At 70.5% G+C, this 21824-nt stretch carries 18 protein-coding genes and 2 pseudogenes; 14 read left to right on the forward strand and 6 right to left on the reverse strand.

Annotated elements, in window-relative coordinates:
- Window positions 1–6: 6 nt before the first annotated feature.
- Window positions 7–750 (reverse strand): phosphocholine cytidylyltransferase family protein, encoded by a 744-nt coding sequence (locus IPK81_18060; GenBank protein ID QQS11462.1) that lies wholly within the window; start codon window positions 748–750, stop codon window positions 7–9.
- A gap of 193 nt (window positions 751–943) precedes the next feature.
- Here IPK81_18060 and IPK81_18065 point away from each other — a divergent pair, with 193 nt between their 5' ends.
- The 3 genes from IPK81_18065 to IPK81_18075 all read left to right on the forward strand — a co-directional run bounded on the left by IPK81_18065 (window position 944) and on the right by IPK81_18075 (window position 5365).
- A complete protein-coding gene (locus IPK81_18065) occupies window positions 944–2221 on the forward strand; it encodes an MFS transporter (protein ID QQS11463.1) in 1278 nt (425 codons plus the stop codon).
- Between the two features lie 446 nt (window positions 2222–2667).
- The gene (locus IPK81_18070; GenBank protein ID QQS11464.1) at window positions 2668–3798 is read left to right on the forward strand and encodes a type III PLP-dependent enzyme; all 1131 of its coding nucleotides are present in this window, start codon (window positions 2668–2670) and stop codon (window positions 3796–3798) included.
- Window positions 3799–3901: 103 nt separating this feature from the next.
- Entirely contained in the window at window positions 3902–5365 is a 1464-nt protein-coding gene (locus IPK81_18075; protein QQS11465.1) for a homospermidine synthase, read from the forward strand.
- Between the two features lie 15 nt (window positions 5366–5380).
- Here the strand turns inward: IPK81_18075 and IPK81_18080 are convergent, their stop codons facing one another.
- On the reverse strand, window positions 5381–6058 hold the full coding sequence (locus IPK81_18080) for a nitroreductase (protein QQS11466.1): 678 nt from the start codon (window positions 6056–6058) through the stop codon (window positions 5381–5383).
- A gap of 108 nt (window positions 6059–6166) precedes the next feature.
- Window positions 6167–6922: a sulfite exporter TauE/SafE family protein gene (locus IPK81_18085; protein QQS11467.1), complete on the reverse strand. Its 756-nt coding sequence runs from the start codon at window positions 6920–6922 to the stop codon at window positions 6167–6169.
- A 190-nt stretch (window positions 6923–7112) separates the two neighbouring features.
- Here IPK81_18085 and IPK81_18090 point away from each other — a divergent pair, with 190 nt between their 5' ends.
- Together IPK81_18090 and IPK81_18095 are read left to right on the forward strand one after the other, a co-directional pair.
- Window positions 7113–7616 (forward strand): sigma-70 family RNA polymerase sigma factor, encoded by a 504-nt coding sequence (locus IPK81_18090; GenBank protein ID QQS11468.1) that lies wholly within the window; start codon window positions 7113–7115, stop codon window positions 7614–7616.
- Window positions 7613–8434: an anti-sigma factor gene (locus IPK81_18095; GenBank protein QQS11469.1), complete on the forward strand. Its 822-nt coding sequence runs from the start codon at window positions 7613–7615 to the stop codon at window positions 8432–8434. The genes IPK81_18090 and IPK81_18095 overlap by 4 nt, the downstream gene beginning before the upstream one ends.
- A 22-nt stretch (window positions 8435–8456) precedes the next feature.
- Here IPK81_18095 and IPK81_18100 read toward each other — a convergent pair whose 3' ends face one another.
- Together IPK81_18100 and IPK81_18105 are read right to left on the reverse strand one after the other, a co-directional pair.
- The gene (locus tag IPK81_18100) at window positions 8457–9875 is read right to left on the reverse strand and encodes a sodium:proton antiporter (protein ID QQS11470.1); all 1419 of its coding nucleotides are present in this window, start codon (window positions 9873–9875) and stop codon (window positions 8457–8459) included.
- A 126-nt stretch (window positions 9876–10001) separates the two neighbouring features.
- On the reverse strand, window positions 10002–10766 hold the full coding sequence (locus tag IPK81_18105) for an SDR family oxidoreductase (protein ID QQS11471.1): 765 nt from the start codon (window positions 10764–10766) through the stop codon (window positions 10002–10004).
- Between the two features lie 100 nt (window positions 10767–10866).
- On the opposite strand from IPK81_18105, the gene ugpQ reads away from it, so the two are divergent.
- The 8 genes and pseudogenes from ugpQ (at window position 10867) to glpK (ending at window position 20050) form a co-directional block, all read left to right on the forward strand.
- Complete coding sequence (gene ugpQ / locus IPK81_18110; protein QQS11472.1) at window positions 10867–11616, forward strand: glycerophosphodiester phosphodiesterase; 750 nt, start codon at window positions 10867–10869, stop codon at window positions 11614–11616.
- A 151-nt stretch (window positions 11617–11767) separates the two neighbouring features.
- A complete protein-coding gene (gene ugpB, locus IPK81_18115) occupies window positions 11768–13084 on the forward strand; it encodes a sn-glycerol-3-phosphate ABC transporter substrate-binding protein UgpB (GenBank protein QQS11473.1) in 1317 nt (438 codons plus the stop codon).
- Window positions 13085–13155: 71 nt separating this feature from the next.
- A complete protein-coding gene (gene ugpA / locus IPK81_18120) occupies window positions 13156–14085 on the forward strand; it encodes a sn-glycerol-3-phosphate ABC transporter permease UgpA (GenBank protein QQS11474.1) in 930 nt (309 codons plus the stop codon).
- Between the two features lie 8 nt (window positions 14086–14093).
- On the forward strand, window positions 14094–14942 hold the full coding sequence (gene ugpE, locus IPK81_18125) for a sn-glycerol-3-phosphate ABC transporter permease UgpE (protein ID QQS11475.1): 849 nt from the start codon (window positions 14094–14096) through the stop codon (window positions 14940–14942).
- Window position 14943: 1 nt separating this feature from the next.
- A pseudogene (locus IPK81_18130) lies at window positions 14944–16031 on the forward strand (sn-glycerol-3-phosphate import ATP-binding protein UgpC).
- A 36-nt stretch (window positions 16032–16067) separates the two neighbouring features.
- Window positions 16068–16919: an endonuclease/exonuclease/phosphatase family protein gene (locus tag IPK81_18135; protein QQS11476.1), complete on the forward strand. Its 852-nt coding sequence runs from the start codon at window positions 16068–16070 to the stop codon at window positions 16917–16919.
- Between the two features lie 57 nt (window positions 16920–16976).
- Window positions 16977–18530: a glycerol-3-phosphate dehydrogenase gene (gene glpD / locus IPK81_18140; protein QQS11477.1), complete on the forward strand. Its 1554-nt coding sequence runs from the start codon at window positions 16977–16979 to the stop codon at window positions 18528–18530.
- 32 nt (window positions 18531–18562) lie between these two features.
- Window positions 18563–20050 (forward strand): glycerol kinase GlpK, encoded by a 1488-nt coding sequence (gene glpK, locus IPK81_18145; protein ID QQS11478.1) that lies wholly within the window; start codon window positions 18563–18565, stop codon window positions 20048–20050.
- A gap of 9 nt (window positions 20051–20059) precedes the next feature.
- Here glpK and IPK81_18150 read toward each other — a convergent pair whose 3' ends face one another.
- Window positions 20060–20842 (reverse strand): helix-turn-helix domain-containing protein, encoded by a 783-nt coding sequence (locus IPK81_18150; protein ID QQS11479.1) that lies wholly within the window; start codon window positions 20840–20842, stop codon window positions 20060–20062.
- A 140-nt stretch (window positions 20843–20982) separates the two neighbouring features.
- Between IPK81_18150 and IPK81_18155 the strand changes: the two are divergent.
- A pseudogene (locus tag IPK81_18155) lies at window positions 20983–21818 on the forward strand (TauD/TfdA family dioxygenase).
- Window positions 21819–21824: the final 6 nt, after the last annotated feature.

The raw sequence follows: 21824 nt of genomic DNA on the forward strand, positions 1-21824 counted from the left end.
GACGGCTCACGCCGTCCGCCGGTCCGGCCACTCCGCGACCATCGCGCGGGCGCGGTCGAGGTCGGGCAGAGAGTCGACCTCGCCCCAGCGCAGCCCGTGGATCAGCCGCGTGCGCACGACGCCGGTGCGGGCCAGCCGGTCGATCGCCTGCAGGTACCAGACCTTGGCGCCGTCGGGCGTGCGCATCATCGCCTCGACCGTGTCGGTGAAAAGCTTCGGGCCGCGTCCCCGGAACAGCAGCATGCCGATCGACTCGCCGTTGACGGTGTCCAGCGGCAGCTTCTTGCCGACCGCCTTCAGCGCGCCGTCCTCCTCGACGATCTTCATATCGTCCTCGTCGTAGGCCGGCTTGCGGTCGATGGTGATGGTGATCGGCGCGTCGGGGCTGGCCAGCACGCGGCGCGCGATCTCGGTCTCGAACAGGGTGTCGCCGTTGACGATCAGGAAGTCGTCCCGCATCTCATCGCGCGCCATCCAGCACGAACCCAGATTGTCGGCCACCTTGTAGAACGGGTTGAACAGCGGCCGCACGCGGAAGCCCGGCGCGTCGTGGCGCGCCAGATGCGCCTCCATCATCTCGGCCTGGAAGCCGATCACGACGGCGACCTCGGGCACGCCGCAGCGCTTGAGCGCCTCGAGCTGCCAGTCGATCAGCGTCTGGTGCCCGACCTCGAGCAGGCATTTCGGTCGGTCGGCGGTGAGCGGCGCGAGGCGCGAGCCCTGTCCGGCGCTCAACAGGATTGCTTTCATTCGGCGCGGTCCTTTCGCGCGCCGCTATAGCACGGGCTCCGCGCGCGCCATCGCGGCAATTTCGCGGCGCGCGCCGTCGGCCGGGGCGCGCGTCGGTCATGCGCCGGCGTTCCATGACAGCGGCCGGGGCGGCCGGTAAGGTCGCGCCGACCACGCCACCGCCGCACCTCCGAAAGCCGCCGCCGCCGGCCCGATGTCCGATCCCGCGCCGCCCGAACCCAAGACCGACCCCGGCGGCCCGCCGCCGTTCTGGGGCCCCTTGCGTCTGCCGGCGTTCCGCCGCCTGTGGATCGCCAACGTCGTGTCCAACGTCGGCGGCTGGATGCAGACGGCGGGCGCCGGCTGGATCATGACCGAGCTGGCGCCGGCCGACGACAAGGCGCTGTTCGTGGCCGCGCTGGCGGCGGCGACGACCGTGCCGGTGTTCTTCTTCGGGTTCCCCGCCGGCGTGCTGGCCGACCGCTTCGACCGGCGCGTCTACATCCTGTGCTGCCAGGGGTGGATGATGGCCGCCGCCGCGGCGCTGGCCGTGCTGGCGTGGACCGGCCACCTCAACCACTGGAACCTGCTGGCGCTGATCTTCTGCGTCGGCATCGGCAACGCCGTCAACGCGCCGGCGTGGCACGCCGTGGTGCCGGAGATCGTCGGGTCCAAACACCTGCCGCAGGCCATCGCGCTCAACAGCGCCGGCTTCAACCTGGCGCGCACCGTCGGGCCGGTGATCGGCCAGCTGCTGCACGGGCTGTTCGGCGCGGTGGCGCTGTTCGCCGTCAACACCTGCACGTTCTCGTCGGTGATCTACGCCATCGCGCGCTGGCGGCGCCCGTCGGAGGCGCGCGCCGCGCAGCGCCGCGAATCCTTCGTCCAGGGCTTCCTGTCGGGCATCGCCTTCGTGCGCGGCGCGCCGGCGCTCCACGCGGTGTGGGCGCGCGGCGCCTGCTTCTTCATGCCGGCGATCGCCTTCTCCACGATGCTGCCGCTGCTCGGCCGCGACTACCTCCATCTCGACGCCACGGCCTACGGTGTCCTGTTCTCGAGCTTCGGCGTCGGCGCCGTCGCCGGCACGATGATGCTGCCGCGCGTCAACGCTCTGTTCGGGCCCGACCGCGCCAATATCGGCGCCATGCTGCTGAGCGCCGCGGCGATGGTGGCCGCCGCGCAGAGCCTCCATCCGGTCGTGGTCGGCGTCGCGCTGGCGGTCGCGGGCGGCTGCTGGATGGTGGTGATCGCCAACAACAACGTGGCGGTGCAGTCGCTGCTGCCGTCGTGGGTGCGGGCACGGGCGATGGCGGTGCACCAGCTCGTCTTCTTCGGCAGCATGACGGTGGGCCAGGTGGCGTGGGGCGTGGTCGCCGACCGCGTCGGCGTGCCGTGGGCGATCACCGCCGGCGCGGCGCTTCTGGTCGCGACGACCATCCTCGCCGCCGCCATCCGGTCGCCGGCGCCTGGCGCCTCGACGGGGCGCGGCTGACGCCGGGGCGCCGGAGTGTTGCGCGTCTGCAACGCTCCCGGAAAAAATTCGACGGTTTTCCCGTGAATCCCCGTAATGGCGTAGTTTGCGCTTGCGAATGACACAATTGGGCGTAATTAAGCGAGCAGACGCCCACGCACGTGCCTATGGCCCTTGTGGTTATGCAACGACGGAAAGCGTCCTTCTTGGATATGCCGGCCCAGAACCGGCTCCGAAAGGGACCTTGGTCATGCATACGTTCCGTGCGGGGCGCGAGCCTCGTTTCCGTATCGTCGTTCCCGCCGCCCGCGTCCGCGCCGCGTACGTGACGCTGATCGGCCGCAAGAACCCGTTGTCGAGTACGTCCTCCTCCCGCTGAGCGCCCGAGGGGCGTGGCGGGAGTTCGTTGAGCCCGGCCGCACGCGCGGCCGGCGGACGTATTTCTATTCGACGAGGATTTTCCGGAAATGACCGACCGTATCCAGCGCTTTCTGCGCGAGAAGCAGCCCGAGACGCCCTGCCTGGTGATGGACCTCGACATCGTCGAGGACAACTACAAGCGCATGCGCGAGTTGCTGCCGCAGGCGAAGATTTTCTACGCCATGAAGGCGAATCCGGCGGCCGAGGTGCTCGGCCGGCTGGGCAAGCTCGGCTCGAACTTCGACACGGCGAGCCGCGGCGAGATCGAGCAGTGCCTCGCCGTCGGCGTCACCGCCGACCGCGTCTCCTTCGGCAACACGATCAAGAAGGAGCGCGACATCGCCTGGGCCCACCAGCAGGGCGTGCGCCTGTACGCGTTCGACAGCGACGCGGAGCTGATGAAGCTCGCCCGCTCGGCGCCCGGCGCGCGCGTGTTCTGCCGCGTGCTGGTCGACTGCGGCGGCGCCGAGTGGCCGCTGTCGCGCAAGTTCGGCTGCTCGCCGGAGATGGCGAAGGACCTGCTCCGCCGCGCCCACGACCTCGGGCTCGACGCCTACGGGATCTCGTTCCATGTCGGCTCGCAGCAGACCGACCTCGAGCAGTGGGACCGCGCCCTGGGCCAGGTGTCGCAGATGTTCTTCGCGCTGGCCGAGGTCGGCGTCGACCTCAAGATGGTGAATCTGGGCGGCGGATTCCCGGCGCGCTACCGCGCCGAGGTGAAGCCGGTCGACGCCTACTGCGAGGCGGTCCAGCGCGCGCTTGTGAAGCACTTCGGCAACCGCATGCCGGAGGTCATCATCGAGCCGGGCCGGTCGATGGTCGGCGACGCCGGCATCATCCAGTCCGAGGTGGTGCTGATCTCGCGCAAGTCGTCGACCGACCGCAAGCGCTGGGTCTACCTCGACATCGGCAAGTTCGGCGGTCTCGCCGAGACGATGGACGAGAGCATCAAGTACCGCATCCGCACGCCCTACGACGGCGGGCGGTCGGGGCCCGTCGTGCTCGCCGGTCCGACCTGCGACAGCGCCGACATCCTGTACGAGAAGACCGAGTACAAGATGCCGCTGGCGCTCAAGGTCGGCGACAAGGTCGACATCCTGGCGACCGGCGCCTACACGACGACGTACGCCTCGGTGGCGTTCAACGGCTTCGCGCCGCTGAAGACGCACTGCATCTGAACTTCCGCGCCCTTGGCGCGGGAGCCGGAACGACGGGGCCTTGAGAAGGGCCCCGTCGTCGTTTAGGGACGCGGCGTCGGCCGGCATCTCCAGGAGACGGGACATGGCTAAAAAGGTCGCGAAGACGGCGAGGCGGCGCGCGGGCGCGGCGGGCGGCCGCCGGCACTGCGCGTTCGGCGGCCGCATGGTGATGATCGGCTTCGGCTCGATCGGCCAGGGCGTGCTGCCGCTGATCCTGCGGCACATCGCGGTGAAGCCGTCGCAGATCACCGTGATCTCGGCCGAGGACCGGGGCGGCGAGGCCGAGCTGGCGCGCTACGGCGTCACCTTCATCCGCAAGCGGCTGACCCGCGCCAACTACCGTGCCGCGCTGGCCCCGCTGGTCGGCGCCGGCGACTTCATCGTCAACCTGTCGGTCGAGGTCGCCTCGACGGCGCTGGTCGAGTTCGCGCAGGCGAAGGGCGCGTTCTACCTCGACACCTGCATCGAGCCGTGGCCGGGCGGCTACACCGATCCGAACCTGTCGGTGTCGCTGCGCTCGAACTACGCGCTGCGCGAGACCGCGCTGGCGTTGAAGACGAAGTACGCCGGCGGCCCGACCGCCGTCGTCGCGCACGGCGCCAACCCGGGCCTCGTGTCGCACTTCACCAAGCGCGCGCTGCTCAACATCGCGCGCGACACCGGAAAGCCGGTGGCGGCGCCGACCACGCGCGAGGGCTGGGCGGCGCTGTCGCGCGCGCTCGGGATCAAGGTCATCCACGTCGCCGAGCGCGACACCCAGGTGTCGGCCCGCCCCAAGGAGGTCGGCGAGTTCGTCAACACCTGGTCGATCGACGGCTTCATCAGCGAGGGCGGCCAGCCGGCCGAACTCGGCTGGGGCACGCACGAGAAGCGGCTGCCGCCGGACGGCAAGCGGCACGATTTCGGCTGCGACGCGGCGATCTACCTGAACCGGCCGGGCCTGCTGACGCGGGTGCGGACGTGGACACCGCTGGAGGGGCCGTTCCACGGCTTCATCATCACGCACAACGAGTCGATCTCGATGGCCGACTACCTGACCGTGCGCGAGCGCGGCCGCGTGGTCTACCGGCCGACGGTGCACTACGCGTACCACCCGTGCGACCAGGCGATCATGTCGATGCACGAGATCGCGGGGAAGAACCTGGCGCAGCAGAAGCGCCAGCGGCTGATCGTCGAGGAGATCGAATCGGGGATCGACGAGCTCGGCGTGCTGCTGATGGGCCACGAGAAGGGCGCCTACTGGTACGGCTCGCGGCTGTCGATCGACGAGGCCCGCAGGCTGGCGCCGTACAACAACGCGACCTCGCTGCAGGTCTGCGCGCCGGTGCTGTCGGGCATCGTGTGGGCGCTGGAGAACCCGCGCCGGGGCGTGGTCGAGGCCGACGAGATGGATTTCGACCGCAACCTCGAGATCTGCATGCCGTATCTGGGCCCGGTGGTCGGGCGGTACGGCGACTGGACGCCGCTTCAGGGCCGGGGCGGTCTGTTCCCGGAGGACATCGACGCCTCCGACCCCTGGCAGTTCAAGAACTTCCGCGTCGTCTAGCCCGCGGCGTGGAGCCTAGTCGTCGAAGCCTACGAACACCGTGGCTTCGTCGACGGACTTGCGTTCGGAAACCACCGCATTGGCGGGGAAGGTTTCGTCCGGCCAGCCCAGCGCGATGCTTTTCATGATGACCTGGTCGTCGGCTATCCCGGCGTGCTCGCGCACCACGGGAGATTGCATGATGCCCTGGCTGTTGATCACGGCGCCCAACCCGCGGGACCATGCGGCGTTCACCAGGGCGGTCGCGACGGCGCCGCAATCGAAGGGCGTGTCGTCGCTGCCGTCCAGCACGCGGTCGTAGGTCACGATCACGCACACCGGCGCGTCGAATTGACGAAAACCGCGCAGCACCCAGTCCTGGCGCATCTCCTTGTCGTCGCGCGCGATCCCCATCGCCGAGAACAGTTGCTTGGCGACGCCGACCTGCCGGTCGCGGTGGTGGCCTGTGAAGCCCCGGCCCGTGCGGAACTCGCGCGACTGCGGTACGCCGGCCACCATCCTCTCGGTGTTACCGGCGCGGATCCGGTTCAGCGGCTCGCCGGTGACGACGTAGAAATTCCAAGGCTGGGTGTTCATCGACGACGGCGCGCGCATCGCCAAACCGATGATCTCCTCGATCAGCGCCCTCGGCACCGGATCGGGCTTGTAGCCGCGGATGCTCCGGCGGCCGAGGATGACGTCGTCGAACTGCATTTGACCAATGTTCCCTGGATGACTCCTGACGTGACGGTGGTTTACGCGTTTTCCCGGATTTCGCGCAAGGAAGGACGCGGACCTCCGCGTGAACCGCGCTCGGGAGGCTCACGGCAGCAGGGCGACCACCAGCGTGGCCGCCGCCACGGCGCCGATCAACGCGTAGGAAAGCGCCCGGAACGTCCGTTCCGGCAGGCGCTTGAAGGCGCGGCCGCCGAGATGCAGCCCGGCGGCGTAGACCGGCGCCAACGCCAGCGCGAACAGGAACACGACCGGCGTCAACAGACCGTTCCAGACGTAGACCGCCAGCGACACCGTGCCGGTGACGCCGAACAGCGCCATGATGTTGTCGCGGGCGCGCGCGGCGTCGGCCTGTCCGCCCAGCCAGAACACCGCCACCGGCGGTCCGGCGAACCCCATCGCGCCTCCGGCCAGTCCGGCGACGATGCCGACCGCCGCCGTCATCGTCAGGCCGGGCTTGCGGCGGTAGCGCCAACCGCTGGCCAGCAGCCCGATCGCCGACAGGATGAACAACGACATGCCGACGCGCAGGAAGTCGGGCCGGACCGTCGCCAGCAGGTATCCGCCGAACGGCAGCGCGAGGACGGCGGCGGCGGCCAAGGGGCCGACCTCGCGCCAGTCGCATCGCCGCATCGCCCCCAGCGTGTTGCGCATGTTCATGGTGAAGTCCGCCAGCCCGAGCGAGGGCACCGCCAGCGCCGGGGTGTAGAGCGCCGAGAACACAGGCGTCAGCACCAGCCCGGCGCCGAAACCGGCCATACCGCGCACGAAGCCGGCGATCAGCGCCGTCGCCAGCACGGCCGCCAGCTCCGGCCGCAGGATGACGTCGAGTTCGCTACGCATGCCTGGGGGCCGTCCAGCCGGAGTCGATGGGTTCGTTCGAGTTACTTAACAGAAGCAGGTCACCCCGCCGTCGGGGAATTTCGCGCCGCGGCGGAATAGACGGCCCCGCGTCTGTGTTTATCGGATTGGCGGCGTCCGTCGGGGGAATTCACCTTGCGGACCTGCCGGCGTGTCGGGTTGTATTGCGTCCGTGAACGCGGTCGCCGAACAGCTGCCCCAGCACGTTCCCGCCCTGCGCCGCTACGCGCGCGCGCTGACAGGGGACGCGCACAACGCCGACGACCTGGTCCAGGACTGCCTGGAACGGTCGCTGGAGCGCGCCCACCAGTGGCGCGAGGGCAATCTGCGGGCGTGGTTGTTCACGATCATGCACAACCTGCACGCCAACGACCGCCGTCGCGTGGCGAGCCGTCCCCGGCTGGCCGCGATCGACGACGTGCCGGAACCGTCGCGGGCGGCGTCGCAGTTCGAGGAGCTGTCGGCGCGGCAGACGTTCGCGACGCTCAAGCAGTTGCCCGAGGAGCAGCGCCAGGTGCTGCTGCTCGTGGCGCTGGAGGGCTTGCGGTACGCCGAGGTCGCGGAAGTCCTCGGCATTCCGCTCGGTACGGTCATGTCGCGCCTCTCGCGGGCTCGCGACAGGCTGCGCGATTTGATGGCCGGCGGCCCCGCCGCCGAGCCGAGGAGGGCGGTATGAGCGCGTCCGGGTCCGACCGGCCGGGCGTGCGGGACGACGACCTGCACGCCTATGTCGACGGCCAGCTCGACGCCGACGCGCGCCGGGCGCTGGAGGCGTTGCTGGTCGACGACGCCGAGGCGGCGGCTCGCGCCGCCGACTGGTCGGCGCAGAACGCCGCCCTGCGCCACGCCTTCGATCCGGTGCTGCACGAGCCGTTGCCGCCGGCGATGCGCCGGACGCTGGAGAAGGCGCGCCGCGGGACCGCCGCGTCCGGCGGCGGCTTCGCGCCGTGGGCGATGCGCCTCGCGGCGGCCGCCGCCTGGCTGATGGTCGGCGGCGCCGTCGGCTTCGGCGCCGCCCGCTGGGGCGGGGTCGGCGCGCCGGCGGAGACGCCGCCGAGCCTCAGCGCCGCCTTGCCGCTCGAGGCCGCGAGCGCCTACCGCGTCTACATCTCCGAGCGGCGGCACGTGGTCGAGGTGCCGGCCGCCGAGGTCGACCACCTGACCAACTGGCTCAGCAACAAGATGAAGACCAAGGTCCGGCCGCCGGACCTGGCGCCGCTGGGCTGGAAGCTGCTGGGCGGCCGACTGCTGGCGAGCACCGCCGCCGGCCCGGCCTGCCTGTTCGTCTACGAGAACGCGGCCGGAAAGCGCGTCATGGTGTACCTCGTCTCCAACGCCAGGAACGAGGGCACGACGGTGCAGTTCCGCGACCGCGACAACGTGCGCTCGCTGTTCTGGCTGGAGGGGCCGCTCGGCTACGCGCTGACCGGCGACCTCGACCGCGATTCGCTCGCGCCGATCGCCGCGGTGGTGCGCGAGAAGATGAGGTTCTGACGCCGCTGGCGGCCGGCGCCGATCAGCGGAAGAACACGAACGTCATCACGACGAAGATCGGCACCAGGATGCCGCACGACCACGCCATGTAGCCGAAAAAGCTCGGCATTCGGATGCCCGAATCCTCGACCACCGCCTTGACCATGAAGTTGGGAGCGTTACCGATATAGGTGTTGGCCCCCATGAACACCGCGCCGGACGAGATCGCGGCCAGCGTCAAGGCCATCGGCCCCATCAGGTTCGCCGCGTCGCCGCCCGCCAGGTTGAAGAAGACGAGGTAGGTCGGCGCGTTGTCGAGGAAGCTCGACAGGCCGCCCGCCAGCCAGAAGTACCACGCGTTGATCGGCGTGCCGTCCGGGCGCGTGACCAGCGCCACCAGCGGGCCGAACGCGCCGTCCTTGCCGGCCTTCAGGATCGCGATGGCCGGGATGATCGTCAGGAAGATGCCGATGAACAGCTTGGCGACCTCCAGCATCGGCCCCCAGCTGAACCCGTTGCCGTCGCGCGTCTCCTGGCGCGTCAGCTTGAGCGACAGCGCCGTGATCGCCAGCAGCAGCACGTCGCGGACGACGTTCTGCAGCTCGATGTCGACGTGGTAGACCGTCCACTTGACGCCGGGATTCCACGTGCCGCTCATCAGCACCGCGCCGATGATCGCGAGGATCAGAACGACGTTGACGCCGCCCTCGATCCGGATGGGGCTATCCGGCGTCGGATCGCGCGGCAGGTGGCCCTCCTTGGAGTACCAGTAGCGGTCGAGGGCGTAGAAGCCGCCGAGCAGCACGATCGCGCAGAACAGCATCTCGGCGAAGAGGTGGGTGGTCGGCCAGAAGAAGTCGACGCCCTTGAGGAAGCCGAGGAACAGCGGCGGGTCTCCGAGCGGCGTCAGCGCGCCGCCGACGTTGGACACGAGGAAGATGAAGAACACGAAGACGTGGGTCTTGTGGCGGCGGTCGTCGTTGGCGCGGATGACGGGGCGGATCAGCAGCATCGAGGCGCCGGTCGTGCCGATCCAGCCGGCGAGAACCGTGCCGATCGCGAGCAGCGCGGTGTTCAGCGACGGCGAGCCGTGCAGGTTGCCCGTGATCCGGATCCCGCCGGCGACGGTGAACAGCGCCAGCAGCAGGATGATGAACGGGACGTACTCCAGCGCCAGCGTGTGCAGCAGCTCGTAGCTCGCGACGCCGATCCCCGCGAACGCGGCGAAGGGGACGATGAACAGGGCCGCCCAGGCCGCAGACACCTTGCCGAAATGATGGTGCCAGAAGCCCGGCGCGGCCAGCGGCATGATCGCGATCGACAGCAGGATGCCGACGAACGGGACGACCCAGAGGAAGCCGAGCTTCGCGCCGTCGACGTGCGGCGCGCCGCCGGCGGCCTGCGCGGCGCCGGCGGACCCGAACACGAGCGCCGCCGCGGCGAGCGCGCTGAATATCCGCATCGAATCACTCCCCGGCCTTCATTGGCGGCCGCGCGATGGGGCCACGGACTCCGACCTTCCTCAGCCGCGGCCAAGACGCAAGGCGGCTGATCGGCGCGGCGGACGCGCCGCGGGCGTCAGGCGGCGTCACCCCACGCCCAGCGTCGCGGCGACGCCGCCGTCGACCACCAGCGTGTGGCCGTTGATGAAGGCGCCGGCGGGCGACGCGAGCAACAGCGCGGCGCCCGCGATCTCGGCGGGTTCGCCCCAGCGTCCCAGCGGCACGCGCGCCGCCCAGCGCGCGCCGACCTCGGTGCGCGACCAGTCGCGGTTGGTCTCGGTGGCGAAGAAGCCCGGCGCGATGGCGTTGCAGGTCACGCCGTGGCGGCCGTACTCGGCGGCGATGGCGCGCGTCAGCGCCGCGAGCCCGCCCTTGGCGGCGATGTAGGCGGGGTCGCCGGGCGCGGCCAGCTCGGCCACCACCGTCGTCACCATCAGCACGCGGCCGGAACCGCGCTCCGCCATGCCCGGCAGCAGCGCCCGCGTCAGGCGGTAGGCTGCGGTCAGGTCGACAGCGACCAGCCGGGCGAAATCGTCGGCGTCCATCCGCCGGATCGAGCGGCGGTCCCGCGCGCCCACGTTGTTGACGAGGATGTCGATCGGTTCCGCCGCCGCCGCCGCGCGCTCGACGGCGGCCGCGTCGGCGACGTCGAACGCCGAGGCCTCGGCGGCGAGGCCCGCGCCACGCAGCTCCGCGACGCGCGGCGCCAGGCGGGCGGCGTCTCGGCCGTTGAGCAGGACGTGGGCGCCGGCCTCGGCCAGCGCCCGTGCGATCTCCCAGCCCAGCCCGCGTCCCGCGCCGGTCACCAGCGCGCGCTTTCCATCGAGGCGTAGCGAATCGAAGATCGTCATGGCGTCCTTCGTGGCGTGTCGTCGCGCACGCATACCGCGCCGCGTCGGCCGGGAGTAGGGGCCCGTTGAAGCCGCGTCGCGGCGGCCCTATCGTGCGACGATGACCCTCGCACCGCTCCGTCTTCCCCGTGTCGTCGGCCACCGTGGCGCCGCCACCTACGCGCCGGAGAACACCCTGGCGTCGCTGCGCGAGGCGCGCCGGCGCGGCGCCACCTGGGTCGAGTTCGACGTCAAGCTGTCGTCCGACGGCACGCTCCTGCTGATGCACGACGACTCGCTGAAGCGCACGGCCGGAATGGACCGGCCGGTGGCCGCGACGCCCTGGGCCGATATCCGCGCGCTCGACGCCGGCGCCTGGAAGGACCCGCGCTTCGCGGGCGAGACCGTGCCGTCGTTCGAGGCGGCGGTCGCATGCCTGGCGGCTGAGGGGCTGGGGGCCAACGTCGAGATCAAGCCTTGCGCCGGCAGGATCGAGGAGACCGGCCGGGCGGTCGTCGGGGCGCTGCGGCGCCTGTGGCCGGCGTCGCTGCCGACGCCGCTGCTGTCCAGCTTCAAGGATGCGGCGCTGGCGGCGGCCCGCGACGCCGCCCCGGAGTATCCGCGCGCCATCCTGATCGACGAGCTGAAGGACGACTGGCGCGCCCGCGCCGAGGCGGTCGGCGCGGTCGGCGTCAACACCAACGGCGGCAAGCTGGCCGCCGCCCGCGCCAAGGAGATCAAGGATTCCGGCTACCTGTTGAGCGTCTACACGATCAACGACCCCGCGCTGGCCGCGACCCTGGTCGGATGGGGCGCGGATTGCGTGATCACCGACGCGCCGGACGCGATCATCGCCGCCATCGGCGCCTGACGTTCCCGCGGCCGGCCGTCCGATCGTTTTTCCCCCCTTTCCGCCGGCGGGCGCGCCGGGTAACGTGACCGTCATCAAACCGCAACCAAGCGGTGACGACGGCGCCCTACGCGGTGCCCTCGATCGAACGTCACGAGGGAGACGACGGGACATGCGCACCAGAATTCTCGCCACCGCCGCCGGCATGCTGTTGGCCGCCGCGCCGGCCAGCGCCCAGAAGGAAATCCAGTGGTGGCACGCCATGGGCGGCAACCTCGGTGAGACGGTCAACCAGCTGGCGGACGCCTTCAACAAGTCGCAGACCGAGTACAAGGTCGTGCCGGTGTTCAAGGGCTCCTACACCGAGACCCTGACGGCGGCGATCGCCGCGTTCCGCGCCCGCCAGAACGCCCATCCGCACATCGTCCAGGTGTTCGAGGTCGGCACCGCCACGATGATGTCGGCCAAGGGCGCCATCTATCCGGTGCACCAGCTCATGGCCGACGCCAAGGAGCCGTTCGACCCCAAGACCTACATCGGGCCGGTCTACGGCTACTACTCGACGACCGACGGCAAGCTGCTGTCGATGCCGTTCAACTCCTCGACGCCGGTGCTGTACTGGAACAAGGAGCTGTTCAAGAAGGCCGGCCTCGACCCGAACGTCCCGCCCAAGACCTGGCCCGAACTGGGCGAGATGGGCAAGAAGCTGGTCGCGTCGGGCGCCAAGTGCGGGTTCACGCCGCAGTGGCAGACCTGGACGATGATCGAGAATTTCGGCGCCTGGCACAATCTGCCGTTCGCCACCAAGGCCAACGGCTTCGGCGGCCTCGACATCGAGCTGAAGTTCAACAGCCCGGCGCACGTCAAGCACATCCAGACGCTGGCCGACTGGGGCAAGGACAAGGTCTTCGTCTACGGCGGCCGCGAGGGCAAGTCGACGGCGATCTTCAACGCCGGCGAATGCGCCATGCACATCGGGTCGTCGGCCTCGGCGTCCGCGATCACCAAGGCGCTCGGCGCCGACAAGATCGGCATCGCCATGATGCCGTACTGGCCGGACGTCGCGGCGAAGCCGCAGAACTCGATCATCGGCGGCGCCACGCTGTGGACGCTGACCGGCAAGCCGAAGGAGGAGTACGCCGGCGTCGCCAAGTTCTTCACCTTCCTGTCGCGCGGCGACGTGCAGGCGAAATGGCACCAGGAGACGGGCTACGTGCCGATCAGCGTGTCGGCCGCCGAGATCACGGAGAAGGCCGGTTTCTACAAGACCAACCCGGGCCGCGACATCGCCGTCAAGCAGCTCGAGCTGAACCCGGCGACCGAGAACTCCAAAGGCCTGCGCATCGGCAGCTTCGTGCAGATCCGCGACGTGATGGACGAGGAGCTGGAGTCGGTGTGGGCCGGCAAGAAGACCGCCAAGCAGGCGCTCGACGACGCCGTCGCCCGCGGCAACAAGCTGCTCAAGGACTTCGAGGCCGCCAACAAGTAGGGCCGGCGGCGGGCCGCGCGGCGTAGCGCGGCCCGCCTTCGCGCCGCGGGGGAAGGGCGGACGGTCCGGCGATGGAAAAGCGCGTCACCTTCGACGGCCGGCTGCTGCCGTATCTGCTGCTGGCGCCGCAGATCATCGTCACGATAGCGTTCTTCATCTGGCCGTCGGCGCAGACCGTCTGGCAGTCGTTCCTGCTCGAGGACGCGTTCGGCGGCAACACCCAGTTCCTGTGCGCCGCGTTGCCGGGCGATCCGCTCGGCGCGGACGCCTGGAGCCGCTGCTTCCGCCACTTCAACAAGTTGTTCGCCGATCCCGGCTACTGGCACTCGGCGCGCCTGACGCTGGTGTTCAGCGCCCTGGTCGCGGTGATCGGCCTGGCGTTCTCGCTGCTGCTCGCGGTCATGGCCGACCGCACGCTGCGCGGCGCCACGACCTACAAGACCTTCCTGATCTGGCCCTACGCCGTGGCGCCCGCCGTCGCCGGCGTGCTGTTCGGCTTCCTGTTCAACCCCCGGGTCGGCATCCTGGCGTGGTGGCTGGAGCGCGCCGGCATCCCGTGGAACCACCAGACCAACGGCGACCAGGCGCTGATGCTGGTGGTCTTCGCGGCCTGCTGGAACCAGATCAGCTACAATTTCATCTTCTTCCTCGCCGGTCTGCAGTCGATCCCCAAGTCGCTGATCGAGGCCGCCGCGATCGACGGCGCCGGCCCGTCGCGGCGCTTCTGGACCATCGTGTTCCCGCTGCTGTCGCCGACCGGCTTCTTCCTGCTGGTCGTGAACATCATCTACGCCTTCTTCGGCACGTTCGGCGTGGTCGACGCGCTGACCCAGGGCGGTCCCGCCCAGGCCACGGAGATCCGCGTCTTCAAGGTCTACAAGGACGGCTTCCGCGGCCAGGATTTCAGCGGCTCGGCCGCCCAGTCGACGATCCTGATGATGATCGTCGTCACGCTCACCGTGGTGCAGTTCCGCTACATCGAGCGGCGGGTCCACTACTGAGGCGCGCCATGGTCGAGAACCGCCCCTTCCTCACCTTCGTGGCGCACGCCGTGCTGATCCTCGGCGTCGCCGTGATCGCGTTCCCGGTCTGGGTCACCTTCGTGGCCACGACCCACGACAGCGCCACCATGCTGCGGGCCCCGATCCCGCTGCTGCCCGGCCCGCACATGATCGAGAACTACATGGCGGTGCTGACCGAGGGCTTCGCGCAGGCCTCGCGCACGCCGCTGTGGCGCGTCCTGCTCAACAGCCTGATCATGGCGCTGGGCGTGTGCGCCGGGAAGATCGCGATCTCGCTGATCGCGGCCTACGCCATCGTCTATTTCCGCTTTCCGCTGCGGATGACGGCGTTCTGGATGATCTTCATCACGCTGATGCTGCCGATCGAGGTGCGCATCGTGCCGACCTACACGGTGGTCGCCAATTTCGGGATGCTGAACACCTACGGCGGCCTGATCGTCCCGCTCATCGCGTCGGCCACCGCCACTTTCCTGTTCCGGCAGTTCTTCATGAGCGTGCCCGACGAGCTGACCGAGGCGGCCCGGGTCGACGGCGCCGGACCGGTGCGCTTCTTCATCGACATCCTGGTGCCGATGAGCCGCACCAGCATCGCCGCCCTGTTCGTCATCCAGTTCATCTACGGCTGGAACCAGTACCTGTGGCCGCTGCTGGTGACGACCAAGGAGGAGTTCTACACCGTGATCATGACGCTCTCGCGCCAGGCCAACGCGGTGGACGGCGTGCCCCAGTGGAACCTGATCATGACGGTCGGCATGCTCGCGATGCTGCCGCCGGTGCTGGTCGTCGTGCTCATGCAGCGCCAGTTCGTGCGCGGCCTCGTCGAGACGGAGAAGTGACATGGCCGGCGTGAGCCTGCGCGGCGTCAAGAAGTCTTACGACGGCAAGGTCGACGTCATCCACGGCGTCGACATGGAGATCGCCGACGGCGAGTTCGTCGTCATCGTCGGTCCGTCGGGCTGCGGCAAGTCGACCCTGCTGCGCATGGTCGCCGGACTCGAGCGCACCACCGGCGGCGAGATCGCGATCGGCGACCGCGTCGTGACCAACCTGGAGCCCAAGGACCGCGACATCGCGATGGTGTTCCAGAACTACGCGCTCTATCCGCACATGTCCGTGTACCAGAACATGGCGTTCGGGTTGAAGATCCGCGGGTTCGCGAAGGACGAGATCGAGAAGCGCGTCCAGAAGGCGGCCGGCATCCTCGAGCTGTCGGCGCTGCTCCAGCGCAAGCCGCGCCAGCTCTCCGGCGGTCAGCGCCAGCGCGTCGCCATGGGCCGCGCCATCGTGCGCCAGCCCGCGGTGTTCCTGTTCGACGAGCCGCTCAGCAACCTCGACGCCAAGCTGCGCGTGCAGATGCGGCTGGAGATCAAGCGCCTGCAGCGGGACCTCGGCACCACCAGCGTCTACGTGACCCACGACCAGGTCGAGGCGATGACGCTGGCCGACCGCCTGGTGGTGATGAACGCCGGCCGCGCCGAGCAGATCGGCACGCCGATGGACGTCTACGAGACGCCGGCGACCGCCTATGTCGGGGCTTCATCGGCTCGCCGTCGATGAATTTGCTACCCGGCCGGATCGCCACCGACCGGCGCGCCGCCGAGGTGGCCGGCGCCACGCTGCCGCTGATGGCGTCGGCGGCCGCCGGCGTCGAGGCGGGCCAAGCCGTCAGCGTCGGCATCCGGCCCGAGCACCTGACGCCGCACGGCGGCGCCGGCGCGGCGCTGGCGCTGACGGTCGAGATGGCCGAGCCGCTGGGCGCCGACACGCTGCTGCACGGCCGCTTCGCCGGCGCCGACGGGCTCGTCACCGTGCGGCTGCCGGGCCACGTGCGCGCCGCGCCCGGCGAGAAGCGCTCCTTCGCCGTCGAATCCGGCCAGCTCCACCTGTTCGACGCCGCGACCGGGCGGCGCATCGGCGCGGCCTGACGCGACACCGGCGCGTCGGCGCGGTAAGACGGCGCCATGCTGTTCGCCTCCTACAACATCCACTACGGCCTCGGCCGCGACAACCGCTACGACGTGGCGCGTATCGCCGACGTGGTCGCGGCCGCCGACGTGATCTGCCTGCAGGAGGTCGTGCAGGGCTGGGCCCTCAACGCCTTCGCCGACCAGGCGGCCGAGATCGCCGAACGGCTGAACCGCTACTTCTTCTTCCATGGCGCGTTCGACGCCGATTCCAGCTCGGTCGATGCCGACGGCCGGATCGTCAACCGGCGGCGCACCTTCGGCAACGCCCTGGTGTCGCGCTGGCCGATCCTGGAGGCGCGCGGTCACCTGTTGCCCAAGACGGCGCTGCCGGCGCAGTTCGACCTGCAGCGCGGCGTGGTCGAGGCGCTGGTCGCCGCGCCGTCGGGCGCGTTGCGCGTCCACAGCGCCCACCTCTCGCACGTCGCCACGCGGATGCGCCGGCCGCAGGTCGCGGCGATCCTCGACCTCGTGCGCGGCGCGGCCCGCCGCGGCGGCGCCTGGGACCACCGCGCCTCGGACATGTTCGTGTTCGACGAGGAGGCGCGGCCGGTGCCGGAATCGGCCGTCGTGATGGGCGACTTCAACTTCACCTCGACCGATCCCGAGTACCCCATGCTGGCCGGCGAGATCAGCCCGATCTTCGGCCGCGTCGCCACGGTCGACGACCTGGTCGACGCCTGGGTGGCCGCCGGCAACGCCGAGGGGCCGGAGAGCTTCCCCGGCGAGGGCCGCATCGACCATTGCTTCGTCACCCACGATCTGGCCGGCGCGGTGCGGCGCGCCTGGATCGACGAGTCGACGCCGGCCTCCGACCACTTCCCGCTGTTCGTGGAGATCGACCGCTGATGGCGCGGCGCGCGTCAGGCCTCCCCCCGTCGGCGGCCGCGGCGTAGGATCGCCGCCATGGAACCTCCGGAGGACAAGCGTCCGCTCGACCTGTTCGTGATCGGCGGCGGCGTCAACGGCGCCGGCATCGCCTGCGACGCGACCGGCCGCGGCCTGCGCGTCGGGCTGTGCGAGGCCAACGATTTCGCGTCGGCGACCTCCTCGTCGTCCAGCAAGCTGATCCACGGCGGCCTGCGCTACCTCGAGCGCTACGAATTCCGCCTCGTGCGCGAGTCGCTGATGGAGCGCGAGGTGCTGCTGGCGAAGATGCCGCACATCTCCTGGCCGCTGCGCTTCGTGCTGCCGCACGAGCCGCATCTGCGGCCGCGGTGGATGCTGCGCATCGGGCTGTTCATCTACGACCACCTGAACCCGCGCATGCGCCTGCCGAAGACCGAGAGCGTACGGCTGGGGCGCAGCCCCTACGGCGCCGGCCTCAAGCCGGAGTTCGACCATGGATTCGTCTACTCCGACGGCTGGGTCGACGACGCGCGTCTGGTCATCGGCAACCTCAAATCGGCGCGCAACCGCGGCGCCGACATCTACGCGCGCCACCGCTGCGTCGCCGCCCGCCGCGTGGCCGCCGCCGGCGGCGCGCCGCTATGGGAGGTCGACCTCGAGGAGGCCGGTACCGCGCGGCGCCTGACGCTGAGGGCGAAGGCGCTGGTCAACGCCGGCGGGCCGTGGGTCAAGTCGCTGCTGCACGTCGTCGACGGCGTCGAGACCCGCAAGCGCGTGCGCCTGGTCAAGGGCAGCCACATCGTCGTGCCCAGGCTCCACGACGGCGACCACGCGTTCATCCTCCAGAACAAGGACGACCGGATCGTTTTCGTGATCCCCTACGAGCGCGACTTCTCGCTGATCGGCACCACCGACATCGCGCTCGACGACGACGACGCGGCCGGCGCGGCGGCGATCTCGGCCGAGGAGACGGCGTATCTGTGCGACCTCTCCAACCACTACATGGCGCGCCGGATCGCGCCATCCGACGTGGTCTGGTCGTACGCCGGCGTGCGGCCGTTGTTCGACGACGGCAGCGACGATCCCTCGGCCGTCACCCGCGACTACGTGCTGGAGACCGACGCCGGCGACGGCAAGGCGCCGCTGCTCAGCGTGTTCGGCGGCAAGATCACGACCTACCGGCGGCTGGCGGAACACGCGCTCGAGGATCTGCGGCCCTATCTGCCCGGCATGGGCGGGCCTTGGACCGCGTTCGAGCCGCTGGCCGACGGCGAGATGGCGCGGTCCGACTTCGAGGCCTTCGTCGAGGGCCTCTACCAGCGCTACCTCGGCCTGCCGGAGGTCTACCTGTATCGCCTCGCGCGTCGCCACGGCACGGGCTGCGAGGAGGTGCTCGGCGAGGCGTCGGAGGTCGCGTCGCTGGGGCGGCATTTTGGCGGCGACCTGTACGAGATCGAGGTCGACTATCTGATGCGCGAGGAGTGGGCGCGCGAGCCCGGCGACGTGCTGTGGCGGCGCACCAAGGAGGGGCTGCACATGACGCCGGCCGAACGCGAGGCGTTCGCCGCCTGGATGGCCGCCCGCCGACGCAACGACGACACGCCGCGCTGACGCCGCGACGACAACGCTGGGACACGCACGCCATGGCCGCCCGACACATCCTCGCCATCGACCAGGGCACCACCAGCACGCGCGCCATCGTTTTCGACGCCGCCGCGCGTCCGCTCGCCACCGCGCAGAAGGAGCTGCCTCAGATCTTCCCGCGGCCGGGCTGGGTCGAGCACGACGCCGACGAGATATGGCGCGCCACGGTCGAGGTCTGCCGCGGCGCCATCGCCAAGGCCGGCGTCGAGCCGCGCGCCATCGCCGGCATCGGCATCACCAACCAGCGCGAGACCACCGTCGTGTGGGACCGTGCGACCGGCGCGCCGATCCACAACGCCATCGTCTGGCAGGACCGCCGCACGGCGGACCGCTGCGCCGATCTGCGCGCGGCGGGCCTCGAGGCGGATGTCGCCGCCCGCACCGGCCTGCTGCTCGATCCCTATTTTTCCGGCACCAAGGTGGCGTGGATCCTCGACAGCGTCGCCGGCGCGCGAGCGCGGGCGGAGCGGGGCGAGCTGGCGTTCGGCACGATCGAGTCGTTCCTGCTGTGGCGTCTGACCGGTGGACGCCGCCACGCCAGCGACGCCACCAACGCCAGCCGCACCATGTTGTTCGACATCCACCGGCAGGTCTGGGATCCGGAGCTCGCGCGCGCCCTGAACGTGCCGATGGCGGTGCTGCCGGCGGTGGTGGACTGCGCCGGCACGTTCGGCGCCACCGACGCCGCGTTGTTCGGCGCGCCGATTCCCGTGCTCGGCATGGCCGGCGACCAGCAGGCCGCCACCGTCGGCCAGGCCTGCCTCGAGCCGGGCATGGTCAAGAGCACCTATGGCACGGGCTGCTTCGCGCTGCTCAACACCGGCGCGACGGCGGTGGCCTCGCGGCACCGGCTGCTGACGACGGTCGCCTACCGGCTCGACGGCGTCGCGACCTACGCGCTGGAGGGCAGCATCTTCGTCGCCGGCGCCGCCGTGCAGTGGTTGCGCGACGGCCTCAAGCTGATCGCGCGCTCGTCCGAGATCGAGGCGCTCGCGCACTCGGCGCGGCCCGACCACGGCGTCCACATGGTGCCGGCCTTCGTCGGGTTGGGGGCGCCGTACTGGGACGCGGACGCGCGCGGCGCGCTGCTGGGCCTGACACGCGACACCGGCCCGGCCGAGATCGCCGCCGCGACGCTCGATTCCGTCTGCTACCAGACCCGCGACCTGGTCGAGGCCATGCGGGCCGACGGCGCCGCGATCGCCGCGCTGCGCGTCGATGGCGGCATGGTGGCCAACGATCCGCTGATGGCGCGGCTGGCCGACACGCTGGGCGCGCCCGTCGAGCGCCCGGTGGTGACGGAGACCACGGCGCTGGGCGCCGCGTTCCTCGCCGGACTGCAGGCCGGGCTGTTCCCTTCGCTCGCCGCCATCGCCGCGAGCTGGAAGCTGGACCGCGCCTTCACGCCGTCGGAGGATGCGGCCGCCCGCGACCGCCGCTACGCCGGCTGGAAGGCCGCCGTGGCGCGCGTCCGCACGGCGCCGTAGGCCGCCGACTCAGCCGACGTCGGTCTTGAACGCGCGCGCGGCGGCGGCGCGTGCCAGCGCCGCCAGCGGCGGCACGTACCGCCTGGTGGCGTCGGCCTCGGTCATCACCGACTTGGGATAGCGCAGCGACACGCAGCCCAGCACGTGGCCGCCGTGCTGGATCGGCACGGCGATGCCGTTCAGGCGGCTGGGCCGCGCCGGCACTGTGACGGCGTAGCCGTCCCGCCGGATGCGCTGGAACGCGGCATCGAGCGCGGCCTCCTGGCGGACGCCGGTGCGCGCGTCGCGGCCGGTGGCGCCGATCTCGCGCAGGATGGCGGCGCGCTCCTCCTCCGGACAGAACGCGAGATAGGCGCGGCCGATCGCGCTGGCGAGCGGCGCGGCGCGCTGGTTGTAGCCGGCGGCCTCGAACGACATCGGACTCTCGGGCGCGGTGCTGTACCGGATGACCATGGCGCCGTGGCTGATGGTGCCGAGATACAAAGGCCAGCCATGGTCGCGCGTGAACTTGCGCATCAGCGGCGCGGCCACGTCGACCAGATGGTCGACGAAGCGGATGCCGCCCGACAGGGTCAGCACCCTGTCGGTCACGCGGTAGCCCAGCCGTCGCGACACCTGCGCGGCGTACCCCAGGGCGACCAGGGTCTCCAGCAGGCGCGACAGCGTCGGCTTGGGCAGGCCGGTCTCGGTGCTCAGCTCGGTCAGCGTGCTGGCGCGGCGGCCGTTCAGCGCCGCCAGCACCGCGAAGGCCCGGCGCACCGGCTCGATGGCGATGGGTGACGCGAGCGGCATGGCGGCCTCCTTCCGCCGGAAACGATATTCCGTAATACGGAAAACGTCGACTCCGCAGGCGGTCGCGCGCCCGTCGCCGCGTATGATGCGTCCACGGCCGCCGGAAACGCGGCGGACGGACACGGGAACGGAGACGCGCGATGGCCTACCAGACGATCGAAGTGCGCAAGCTGACGCCGGTGATCGGCGCCGAGATCGGCGGCGTCGACCTCTCCAAGCCGCTGGGCAACCAGCAGTTCCAGGAGGTGCACGACGCGCTGATGGACAACCTCGTCGTGTTCTTCCGCGACCAGACCATGACGATCGAGCAGCACAAGGAGTTCGGACGGCGCTTCGGCAAGCTGCACGTCCATCCCAACGCGCCGATCGAGATCCCGGAACACCCCGAGATCCTGGTCATCAAGGCCGATGAGAAGTCGAAGCACGTCGCGGGCGAGGAGTGGCACTCCGACGTGAGCTGCGACGTCGAGCCGCCGATGGGCTCGATCCTGCACCTGACGACGGTGCCGCCGGTCGGCGGCGACACGCTGTTCGCCAACATGTACGCGGCCTACGAGGCGCTGTCGCCGGCGATGCGCCAGTTCGTCGAGGGGCTGACGGCGACCCACGACAGCTCCAAGGCGCACTACTACCGCGTCAAGGCGACGGACCGCGACGACATCAAGTTCCCCAACGCCGAGCATCCCGTGGTGCGCACGCATCCCGTGACCGGCCGCAAGGCCTGTACGTCAATCGCGGCTTCACCCTGCGCATCCCGCAGCTGCGCCGCAACGAGAGCGACGCGCTGCTGGAGATGCTCTACCGCCATATCGAGACGCCGGAGTTCCAGTGCCGCTTCAAGTGGCAGCCCAACTCGGTGGCGTTCTGGGACAACCGCTGCGCCCAGCACCACGCGATGTTCGACTACCACCCGCACCGCCGCTACGGCCACCGCGTGACGGTGTGCGGCAACAAGCCGTTCCTGCGCGCCGGCTGAACGGCG

The sequence above is a fragment of the Rhodospirillales bacterium genome, from assembly GCA_016699855.1.
In the GTDB taxonomy this organism is placed as follows: domain Bacteria; phylum Pseudomonadota; class Alphaproteobacteria; order Reyranellales; family Reyranellaceae.